Raw genomic sequence first — 10,733 nt, 5'->3', positions numbered from 1 at the left:
CAAATCTGGATTCTGGAGCCCCGCAGGGTCCGGGCCAGCGCCTGCTCTCTGGCGGCCTTCGCGCCGCCGACCGGGCCGAGCGCGGCGAGCACCGTCGCATGCGAGCCGCCCTCGCAGACGGTGACCGCGCGGACCTTCGGATAGGCCCCCGGTGCGTCGACCCGCCCGGCCGGCAGGCCGAACGCGGCGATGTTCTCCTTCGAGGCCGGCACGTCGGACTCCAGCCCGTCGATGCCCATCAGCCGCCACGCCGACGCCCGACTGAGTGCCGGTGCGTACCCCAAAGGCCAGGTTCATCGCGATGTACGATGACGTTGCCTCCCCGGGCTGCGGTGCGGCAGGCGTGTACTGGCTTTATACGTCTGAGGAGTAGCTTCCGCCGCCATGACAAGCAGTGTGTCTCGACCGACCGATGCAGCAGAGGTGATGGATCTGGTCGGCAAGGCGTTCCGCCAGACACGGCAGCCGATCGAGCAGCTCGTCCGCGATCACGGGATCACAGCTGCGCAGTACGGCATCCTCTATCAGATTGCCGCGAACCCGGGGATCTCGCGTGCTGAGGTGGCACGGCAGAACTTCATCAGCCCGCAGGCAGCCCAGGTCGCGCTCGCGACGCTGGAAAGCAAGGGTCTTGTGGCTCGGCAGTCACGGAGCGACAGTCAGCGCATCGTCGGCGCTGCCCTCACGGAGAAGGGGGAACGGGTGTTCCGGGCGTGTGACGCGAGGACAGCGGCTCTGGCGGAGGACTTTGTCGCGCCGCTCCGGGTCGTCGAACGGCACATGCTCATCGATCTCTTGCGGCGTTGCATCGAGCAGATGGCCGAGCCTTCAGCCTAGAAGGCTTCTGCCCGAACGCCCTGCCCGCTATGAGGGGTCGAAGGTGACGTGGACGGCGTTCTGACCACGGAAGCTCAGACCTTGGATGCGAGGCGTCGGCCGGCTTTGACCAAGGCGCAGGTTGGGAACCCATGCAACGGTCCGGTCAGCCTCGATGCGCGACCTCATTGGTCCGCGTCTTCGAGGATCATGGCTGCAGCCTTCTCCGCGATCATGATCGTCGGCGCGTTGGTGTTCCCGCTCGTGAGCTCGGGCATCACCGAGGCGTCGACGACCCGCAGGCCCTGCACGCCCACGGCGCGCAGCCGGGGATCGACGACTGCCTCGGGACCAGTGCCCATGCGGCAGGTCCCGGCTGGGTGCATCGCCCCGTGGCAGTTCTGGGAGCGCAGGAACGCCTCCCATTCGTCGTCACTTGTCACGTCCGCGCCTGGAAGAGCCTCGCTCGTGACGTGGTCGCTCATGGGCGAGGTGTCGAAGACCTGGCGGACCTGGCGGCAGCCGGCGACGAGATCCCAGAGGTCGCCCTCCTCGGCGAACATCTCGTGCTGGATGAGTGGCGGGTCCGCCGGGTTGGCGGAGCGCAGCTGGACGGAGCCTCGGGAGCGGGGGTGGAGCAGGCTGAGGTAGACGGTGACGGTGGCTCGGTCGAGCACCTGCATCTGGCGCACGTCGTGGGTGCCCGAACCCGAGAGGGTCTCGGCCTTGATGTCACCGGCGTTGGCGCCGACCAGGGCGATCGGGGTGAAGCCGGCCTCGACCTCGGTGCGGGAGCTGTCGGCGTTCAACTTGCTGAACATGATGGCGTGGAAGATGCCGGCGGCGGCCGGTCCCCGGCCGCGGAGGAACGAAAACCCGTGCTTGACGATGCCCCTCAGTGTGAAGTCCATGCCGAACGTGGGGACGTCGATGTTCCACAGCATCGACACAACAGGGTGCTCCTGGAGGTTGCGACCGACGCCGGGGACGTCCGCAACGACGTTGATACCGTGGCCGCGGAGGTGGTCGGCCGGCCCCACGCCTGAGAGCATGAGGAGCTTCGGCGAGGCGATTGCCCCGGCGCTCAGTACCACCTCCTTGCTAGCGCGGGCGGTGAGCAGGCGGCCCTTCCAGCGGTACTCGACGCCGACGGCCCGGTCACCTTCGAGCAGGACCCGCTCGACGAAGGCGCCGGTAACGACCTTCAGGTTCCGGCGCCGCCACGCCCCGCGGAGGTGAGCTCGGGACGCGGAGTGGCGGAAGCCACGGCGCACGTTGGCCTGGCCGACGCCGACGCCTTCCTGGCGCTCGCCGTTGTAATCGTCGGTGTAGGGGTGGCCGGATGCGTCGGCGGCGGCGACGAAGGCGTCGGTGATGACGTGCGGGGCCCGGACCTTGCGGACCTGGATCGGGCCCTTCACGCCGCGAGCTGGGGTGCCGCCGATGTAGCGCTCGGCTCGTCGGAAGTAGGGCTCGACGCCCTGCCAGTCCCAACCGTCGCAACCCTGTGCGGCCCAACCGTCGAAGTCGCCGGCATGGCCGCGTACCCACATGACACCGTTGATCGAGCTGCCCCCGCCGATGACCCGACCGGCCATCCAGAGCCCGCCGGCGCCGTTGCGGGACTCATCGGGCGCGGCGCGGTAGTCCCAGACGATCCCCGAGATCCGGCAGGCCTTCTGCACCAGCCCTGGGACGTGGATGAACGGATGGCGGTCCGAGCCCCCCGCCTCGAGCAGCAGCACCCGGGTGCGGCGGTCCGCGCTGAGGCGATTGGCCAGCACACAGCCGGCGGAACCGCCACCGACAACGACGTAGTCCCAGCTCACGATCGTCCCCTCCACCCTCTGCCGGCGGAGCTCGATAGTAGCAAAACTGTTGATGTAATTGTGTGTGCTGGTCGGACAGGTCGGTCAACCTGCTGATGGGTGGGTGCCGCTTGGCGTAGGCGAGACCCCGGCCGGACGATCCGCACCCGCTTCTGAGGAGCGACAGGCGGGCGCAGGAGCGATAGCCGCTACGGGCCCGCCCGCCGGGCTCCGGGCTCCGGGGTCGCCGCCATGACATGCCGTCGGATCGGATCACAATAGTCTTGCTATCACGAGGGACGGTGCCTAGTGTGGGGCGGTGTAGCCCTGTGTGCGCGTAAGGAGGGGTGATGATGCTGGCGATCCGTGGTGGTTCGGTCGTTGACGGTTCGGGACGGCCTGCGGTTCCGGCGGACGTGCTCATCGAGGACGGGGTCATCGCCGGGGTGGGGGCCGACGTTGTGCGCGCGGCCGATGTCGATGAGACGATCGACGCCTCGGGCCTCGTGGTCAGCCCCGGTTTCATCGACTTCCACACCCACTACGACGCCCAGGTGTTCTGGGACCCGGCGCTGTCGTCCTCGTGCTGGCACGGGGTCACGACGGTTGTCGGCGGGAACTGCGGGTACTCGGTGGCGCCCACGCTCCCTGAGCGCCACGAGCTGCTGGTCAGCTTGCTGCACGACCTCGAGGACATGTCATCGGAGACCCTGCGCGCCGGAATCACCTGGGGCTTCGAGACCTTCGGCGAGTACCTCGACTGCGTCGACCGAGCGCGTCCGTACCTGAACTGGGCGGGCTACGTCGGCCATTCCGCGCTGCGCATCGCGGTCATGGGTCAGGACGCCTACGCGAGCGGGTCAACACCCGAGCAGGTCGAGCAGATGGTGGCGCTGGCTCGGTCGGCGCTGGACGCAGGAGCGATCGGTATCGCCACGACGACGTCGCCCGGGGGGCGCAACACTCCCAGCTGTCACGCCGGTCGCGACGAGGTGGTCGCGCTCCTTCGATGCCTAGCCGAGGCCGGCCACGGCCTGGCCGCGTTCGTGCCGGGGGGTGAGCTCGACCTCGCGTCGCTCTACGAGCTCCAGCCCGAGATCGGCCGCCCCTTCACCTGGACCGCTCTTCTGGCCAGCGACGGAGGGCAGCACCGCGAGCGGGTGGCGATCCACGAGGCGGGGCTGAAGGTCGGCGCTGACGTCCACCCCCAAGTCTCGTGCCGGAAGATGGTGTCCCAGGCGAACCTGAGCAACGGGTTCGCGCTCCGGTGTCCCGCGATGGTCGAGCTCGACCGCTCGACGTTCGAGGAGCGGATGGCGGCCTACGCCGACCCGGTCTGGCGCGAGCGCGTCCGGGCCGAGATCGCCATCAAGGCGTACGCCACCTGGGACCGGTGGTCGCTGGTGGAGTCGGTCAGCCGTCCCGAGCTGGTTGGTGCCACTGTTCTCGAGGCCGCCGGTCGGCTCGCGGTCGACCCGCTCGACTTCGTGCTGGACATCTCGCTCGAGGAGCAGCTGCGGACCAGGTTCCAGCTGGAGCTCTCCAACAGGGACGAGGGCGAGGTCCGGCGGCTCCTCCACCTCGAAGGGGCGGTCCTCGGGCTGTCCGACGCGGGAGCGCACCCCGACCAGCTCTGTGACGCGGTCATGCCGACCGATCTCCTCGGCGGCTGGGTGCGTGACCGGCAGGCCCTCTCCTTGGAGCACGCCGTCCGCAAGCTTTCCGGAGAGGTCGCTGACCTGCTGGCCATCCCAGGGCGCGGCTACCTCCGGCCGGGCTTCCACGCGGATGTCGTCGTGTTCGACCCGGCGACCATCGCGCCCGGCCCGGTCAGACGGGTTCGCGACTTCCCGGCCAACGGAGAGCGCATCCTCGCTGATGCGCCTGGCGGAATCGAGCACATCTTGGTGAACGGAACGGCCATCACACGCGATGGGAAGTCGCTCGTGGGCGAGCTCGCGGCCGGCCCGGGACAGATCCTGCGCTCCGGACGTCGCTGAGGAGCGAGCCGTGCGAGTCTTGGACTATAGCAATAGTTCTGCTATTTTTCGGAATCTGATACCTGCTCGTACTCCATTGGCGGCGTCGGGCAAGCACGTTGGCGCCGAGGGGAGGCAAGGTGAAGAAGGACGAACTGATCTTGGTGAGCGTGGATGACCACGTCATCGAGCCGCCGGACATGTTCGAGGGCCGCCTGCCGGCCAAGTACGCCGACCGGGCGCCGCGGCTCGTGCCGGACGACGGTGGCGGGGACAAGTGGGTGTTCGGTGAGGGTGAGGCCCGCAGCTCGGGACTGAACGCGGTGGCTGGCCGCCCGCCGGAGGAGTACGGCCTCGAGCCGCAGCGGTTGGAGGAAATGCGGCGCGGTTGTTATGACGTGCATGAGCGGGTGAAGGACATGAACGCCAACGGTGTGTTGGCGTCGCTGAACTTCCCGTCGATGGCCCGGTTCTGCGGGCAGTTCTTCGCCAGCCGCGTGAACCAGGATCCTGAGCTGACGCTGGCGGTGGTGAAGGCGTACAACGACTGGCACGTCGAGGGTTGGTGCGGCGAGTACCCCGACCGGTTCATCCCGTGCGCGATCCCGCCGATCTGGGACCCACAGCTGATGGCGGAGGAGGTCCGGCGCACGGCGGCCATGGGCTCGCATGCGGTGAGCTTCTCGCTGAACCCGTACGCCCTTGGCTTGCCGTCGTTGCACAGCGATCACTGGGACCCATTCTGGGCGGCATGTGAGGACACCGAGACGGTTGTGTGCGTGCACATCGGCTCGGGCACCGTCGGCATCGTGACTTCGCCCGATGCCCCGATGAGCGTCGAGATCAGCTGCAACGCGAACAAGACCTTCCCGACGGCCGCGGATCTGGTGTGGTCGCCGATCTTCCAGAAGTTCCGCAACCTGAAGATCGCCCTGTCCGAGGGCGGCATCGGCTGGATCCCGTACTTCTTGGAGAAAGTCGACTACGTGTACAAGCGGCACCGGGCGTGGACGCGCCCGGAGCTGGGTGGCCGGCTGCCAAGCGAGATCTTCCTCGAGCACGTTGTGACCTGCTTCATCGTGGATGACTTCGGCATCGAAAACCTCCACCACATGAACGCGGACATGGTCACCTGGGAGTGCGACTACCCGCACTCCGACACCACGTGGCCGGAGTCACCAGAGGCGGTGGCCGACTCGGTGCGGAGGTTGAGTGACGAGGTGATCGACAAGATCACCCATGAGAACGCCATGCGGGTGTTCTCCTTCGACCCGTACTCGGTCCGGCCCCGGGAGAACTGCACGGTCGGGGCGCTCCGCAAGGAGGCCGAGGGGCATGACATCTCGGTCCAGTCCTATGGTTTGCGCGAGCACGTCGCGCAAACCATCGGGCAGTACCAGGAGCTCAGGGAGGCCGACAAGGGGGCCTGAGCTCCGCTCTTCGCCTCGGGACGAGGGCTCGACGCCGGTCGGCCGTGAGCGCGGCGTTGCTTCTCGGCATCGTGGAGGTGGGTCGTACGCCGGCCTGCTGTGCAGTTGCTCGGGGCGTGTCGTGGTAGCCCTCTGAGTCATGGGGAAGGTTTCGACGGCGAACAGGAGGAGTAGCAATGGTTCTGCTACTCCTCCTGTTGTTCTCGTCGGTCAGGGTCCTCCTGGTGCAGGGGGGCGCCCGGTCAATCGACCTGCGGCCTGATCACGCCGTCTCGTCCGGGCCGAGGAGCGACAAGCGAGGTGGGATGGATGAATCAAGGGCGACCGCTGCGCAGGATCGGGATCGACGTGGGCGGGACCTTCACCGACGGGGTGCTCGTGGAGGGGGCGCGATCCTGGTCGGTGAAGACACCATCGCGGCATGACGACATCGCAGAGGGGATCATCGAGGCCTGTCGCCTGCTCGCCGAGGAGTGCGGTGAGCCGCTGGAGCCGTTGCTGGCGTCGGTGTCGCACTTCGGCCTCGGCACCACGGCGATCACCAACGTGATCGCGTCGAGGGTGGGCCTCCGGGTCGGCCTGTTGACCACCAAGGGCTTCGAGGACATGTTCGCCCTTCCTCGGAGCCGCGACGTCGGGCCCGACGGTTGGCTGGTCCCGCCGACGCCACTCGTGGAGCGTGAGCGGATCGTGGGGCTCGAGGAGCGGGTCGACCGGGCTGGGACGGTGCTCCAGCCGCTCGACGTCAACGCGGCGGTGGCCGCCGCCCATCACCTGGTGGAGGAGCAGGGCGCCGAGGCGCTGGCCGTCTCGCTGCTGTGGTCGGTGGTGAAGCCGGCACACGAGGCGGCGGTGGTCGAGGCCGTCCGCCAGGAACTGCCCGCGGTCCCGATCACGAGCGGCGCCGAGTTGTCGCCCACGATCCGCGAGTACGAGCGCACCAACCTCGCCGTGCTCAACGCATACGTGGGCCGGGCCTTCGACGGCGTGGCCAGCCTGGGGGAGCGGATCCGCGCCCTTGGCCTCCAAGTGCCGGTGCTGCTCGTGCACTCCAACGGCGGGGCCATCTCCATCGACGAGGCCCGGGCCCGTCCCGTCTGGCTGGCGGAGTCGGGCCCGGCGGCCGGGGTGGCCGCGGCCGCCATCCTCGCCAACCAGCGCGACCTCGAGAACGTCCTGGCTTGTGACATGGGGGGCACGTCGTTCGACATCTCGGACATCTCTGGCGGTGTGCCGTACCGGGTGCGGCGGGGCTTCCTCATGGGTGTCTTCATGGCGCTGCCCCGGATCGATGTCGAGTCCATCGGGGCCGGTGGTGGTTCGATCGCGTGGGCCGACCGCCGGGGGCTCCTGCGCCTTGGGCCGAGGTCGGCGGGGTCGCAGCCGGGGCCGGCTTGCTACAGGCGCGGCGGCACGGAAGCCACGGTCACGGACGCGTTGGTGGTCCTCGGCTACATCGACCCGGAGCGGTTCCTCGGGGGCCGCATGCGCCTCGACGCCGATGCCGCGCTCGCCGCCTGCACCCGCCTGGGCGAGCTCCTCGGCATCGACGGCCACGAGGTGGCCTGGGGCATCCGGGGGTTGGCGCTGGCCGAGATGTCCAAGGCGGCCCGCGGCCGGCTCGCTGCGCGGGGCCTCGACCCGTCCACGTTCTCGCTCGTGAGCTACGGCGGCTGCGCCTCGCTGTTCACCGTCGAGATCGCGGCGTCGATCGGTGCTCGACGGGTGCTGGTCCCCCGTCAGGCGTCAGTGCTCTCCGCGCTGGGCGCGGCGGCTTCTGAGGTGCGACGCGAGCGGCAGGTACCCGTGCTGGTGGAGTTCCCTCTCCCAGAGGGCCTTCTGGCGAAAGTCGGCGATGAGCTGCGGGACCGGGTCGAGCAGGACCTGCTCGCGGATGGCGTACCGGCCGGGAGCTGGGACGTGGTGCTGGAAGCGGACATCCGATACGCCGGCCAGCGCTCGGACCTGACCGTCACCTGCGACGAAGGCGACGAGGTCTCGTTCGCGGCCCGCTTCGAGGAGGAGTACGCGCACCGCTACGGCCAGGGTTCCATAGTCCGCAGCGCGGTGGTGGAGCTGGTTGCCCTGCGGGCCGTCGGCTCGAGCCGTGTGCTCGGCGAGGGCCTCCTGCCGTCGCGCGTGACCGCGGGGACATCGGGTGCCGTCGGTGTGGCCGAGCGGTCCGTCCGGGTGGAGCGCACCGGGTCGCCGTCGCTGGTGACGTCCTATGACGACTCGCTCGCCCCGCTGCCGCCCGGCCGCACGTCGGGGCCGCTGCTTATCGACCGTCACGACACGACCGTGTGGATCCCTGAGGGTGCGACGGTCGAGTCGCTTCTCGACGGGACGCTGGAGATCGAGGTGCCATGACCATCACCGCAGATGCTCCCACCGACCTCGACCCGATCATGGTCGAGATCTTCCGCACCCGGCTCGAAGCCATCAGCGTGGAGGCGGGAGCGGCCATCGAGAACACGGCCATCAGCCCCATCGTCACCGAAACCAAGGATTACGCCGTCACCCTGCTGCACGGGGATGGCAGGTTCCTGGGCGGAGCGGCCGCCGTCCCGGGCCAGTTCGGCGTGGCGATGCACGCGGTGGAAGGCTCACTGGCCCGGCACCGTGGCTCGATCGTCGAGGGCGACGTGTTCATCGCCAATGACCCGCACACGGACGGCGGGTTCCACCCCCAGGACGTGGTGGTCCAGCGGCCCGTGTTCCTCGACGGCGAGCTCATCGCCTGGGTGGCCATCTCGGCCCACATGCTCGACATGGGCGGTATGGTGCCCGGCTCGTCGGCCACACAGGCCACCGAGTGCTACCAGGAGGCCCTGCGCTTCCCGTCGGTCCGGCTGTTCCGCGCCGGAGTGGAGTGCGAGGACATGTGGGAGGTGTTGCGCACCAACCTCCGGTCCTTCGACGTCATCGAGATGGACCTGCGCAGTCTCGTCATCGGCTCGCACGTCGCCGGGGAGAAGGTGCGCGACCTCGCCGTCGAGGTCGGCCTCGGATCGTTCCGAGCATGGTCAGGGCAGCTCGACACGATCACTGGCGCCGAGTTCCGCCGCCGCCTGGCGGTGCTCGAGCCGGGATCGTACCGGACGACGGCCTTCGCCGAGGTCGGTCAGGAGCTTCATCACTTCCCATGCACGTTGCACGTCGCTGCCGGCGAGCTCACATTCGACCTGACCGGAGCGCCTCCGCAGATCCCGCACTTCGTCAACTCGAAGCCCTACATCGTGAAGGCAACCCTTGTCCCGGGTCTGCTCGGGGTGATCGCTCCGGATCTTCCGCTGACCCAGTCCGTGTACGAGGCCATCGAGCTTCTCACCACGCCGGGCACGATCCTGGACTCCCGGTCACCTGCACCCATCGGTGCCGCCCACATGGACTGCACCATCGCCGTCAACTCGGCTGCCTTGCAGTGCATCCAGCTCGCTGTGGCTGCGTCGCCGGGCGCCGTGACGCCGCGCACCGCTCCTCCCTATGACGCTCAGGGCACCACCCGGTGGTCGTTCGTCAACGAGACCGGCAACCGCACACTGCTCACGCTGCTCGACGGCGTGGCCGGTGGCAGCCCCGCCGGGATCGACCGGGACGGGATGGACATGACCCGCGACCTCGCCGGCCGGCGCGGCGGCCTGCACATGGCCGACGTAGAGGTGACCGAGTCGGTCTACAGCGTGCTGTACCGGTCGCGGGGAGTCGGTCTCCGCCCCGCCGGCGAAGGCCGGTACCGCTCCGGTGCCGGCTGTCGCACCGTGCTGGAGCCGCACGGCGTCCCGCTGTGGGAAGGCAACATGACCGGCACCCGGGGCTGGTTCCCGTGCGCCGGGATGGCCGGCGGCCGGCCTGGGGCGCTCATGTCGTTCCGCGTCCTGCGGGCCGACGGCTCCGTCGAGCAGCTTGGGATGCATGACGCCGGCGTCGACCTGCGTGAAGGGGACCGCTTTGAGCTGTCGGCGGCCAGTGGTGGCGGGTACGGCGACCCGCTCGACCGCGAGGCCACTGCCGTGGCCGCCGACCACTCTGCAGGTCGGACCAGCGCAGCGGACGTACGCGAGCTCTTCGGCGTCGTGCTCACTTCCGACGGGAAGGCCGATGGCCTCGCCACCGAAGCGCACCGAGCGTTCCTACTGCGGCAGCGGCTCGAGCAGGCCAGCCCCGCCAGCTCCCCACCGCCGGCCACTCGACCTGATGGCGAGGAGTGGCCGCTGTTCCCCGGCATCGTCCAGCGCGGGAACTGTGCTGTATCGGTCCGGAGCGGAGCTGTCCTTGCGGTCGCTCCAGTGCATTGGACCGACGGGTGCCCAGTGCTGGAGGAGCCTTACGGAGGTTCTGGGGCTGTGCCGATCGTCCTGCGCTCATACCTGGACCCGGCCACTGGCCACTCCCTGCACACCGAGGTCGTGCCAGCGGGGTCAGGCCGGTCGTTCGCGACCTTGCCCACCCGCTGGGCATAGGTCGACGCAGACGATCGGCCAGTTCCCTGGCATCGTCCAGCGCGGCCACCGCATGCGCGATGCCTCACACTGCCGGGGCGATGGTGCCGGTGACCTCGCCGAACCCGATGCGGACACGGTCGGCGCCCGCCGCTGTGGCACGGATGGTCACGGTGTCGCCGTCCTCAAGGAAGGTGCGGGTGGAGCCGTCGGAGACCTTCACCGGGTCGCTGCCTGTGGGGCTCCAGAATCCAGATT

6 protein-coding genes and 1 pseudogene are annotated in these 10,733 nt (G+C 69.0%); 5 read left to right on the top strand and 2 right to left on the bottom strand.

Annotated features, from left to right (window positions below):
• Positions 1-239: pseudogene (locus E0504_RS49440) on the bottom strand (transposase); the annotation flags it as partial.
• 187 nt (positions 240-426) lie between these two features.
• On the opposite strand from E0504_RS49440, the gene E0504_RS49435 reads away from it, so the two are divergent.
• Entirely contained in the window at positions 427-837 is a 411-nt protein-coding gene (locus E0504_RS49435) for a MarR family winged helix-turn-helix transcriptional regulator (protein ID WP_165938888.1), read from the top strand.
• A 164-nt stretch (positions 838-1,001) separates the two neighbouring features.
• Here the strand turns inward: E0504_RS49435 and E0504_RS49430 are convergent, their stop codons facing one another.
• Positions 1,002-2,645: a GMC family oxidoreductase gene (locus E0504_RS49430; protein ID WP_131628070.1), complete on the bottom strand. Its 1,644-nt coding sequence runs from the start codon at positions 2,643-2,645 to the stop codon at positions 1,002-1,004.
• A gap of 329 nt (positions 2,646-2,974) precedes the next feature.
• On the opposite strand from E0504_RS49430, the gene E0504_RS49425 reads away from it, so the two are divergent.
• The 4 genes from E0504_RS49425 (at position 2,975) to E0504_RS49410 (ending at position 10,496) form a co-directional block, all read left to right on the top strand.
• Positions 2,975-4,624 carry an amidohydrolase family protein gene (locus E0504_RS49425; RefSeq protein ID WP_131628068.1) on the top strand — a complete coding sequence of 550 codons (1,650 nt, stop codon included), beginning with the start codon at positions 2,975-2,977 and terminating at the stop codon, positions 4,622-4,624.
• Between the two features lie 119 nt (positions 4,625-4,743).
• Complete coding sequence (locus E0504_RS49420; RefSeq protein WP_112108769.1) at positions 4,744-6,033, top strand: amidohydrolase family protein; 1,290 nt, start codon at positions 4,744-4,746, stop codon at positions 6,031-6,033.
• Between the two features lie 309 nt (positions 6,034-6,342).
• Positions 6,343-8,403: a hydantoinase/oxoprolinase family protein gene (locus E0504_RS49415; RefSeq protein ID WP_131628066.1), complete on the top strand. Its 2,061-nt coding sequence runs from the start codon at positions 6,343-6,345 to the stop codon at positions 8,401-8,403.
• Entirely contained in the window at positions 8,400-10,496 is a 2,097-nt protein-coding gene (locus tag E0504_RS49410) for a hydantoinase B/oxoprolinase family protein (protein ID WP_112108771.1), read from the top strand. The genes E0504_RS49415 and E0504_RS49410 overlap by 4 nt, the downstream gene beginning before the upstream one ends.
• Positions 10,497-10,733 lie beyond the last annotated feature (237 nt).

The sequence above is a fragment of the Parafrankia sp. BMG5.11 genome, assembly GCF_004337455.1.
This window is presented reverse-complemented; position numbering and strand designations above follow the sequence as displayed.

Bases quoted from the DNA above. Each gene is read 5' to 3' on its own strand.
- E0504_RS49435 (WP_165938888.1), top strand. From the start codon at position 427: ATGGATCTGGTCGGCAAGGCGTTCCGCCAGACACGGCAGCCGATCGAG.
- E0504_RS49410 (WP_112108771.1), top strand. From the start codon at position 8,400: ATGACCATCACCGCAGATGCTCCCACCGACCTCGACCCGATCATGGTC.
- E0504_RS49425 (WP_131628068.1), top strand. From the start codon at position 2,975: ATGATGCTGGCGATCCGTGGTGGTTCGGTCGTTGACGGTTCGGGACGG.
- E0504_RS49415 (WP_131628066.1), top strand. From the start codon at position 6,343: ATGAATCAAGGGCGACCGCTGCGCAGGATCGGGATCGACGTGGGCGGG.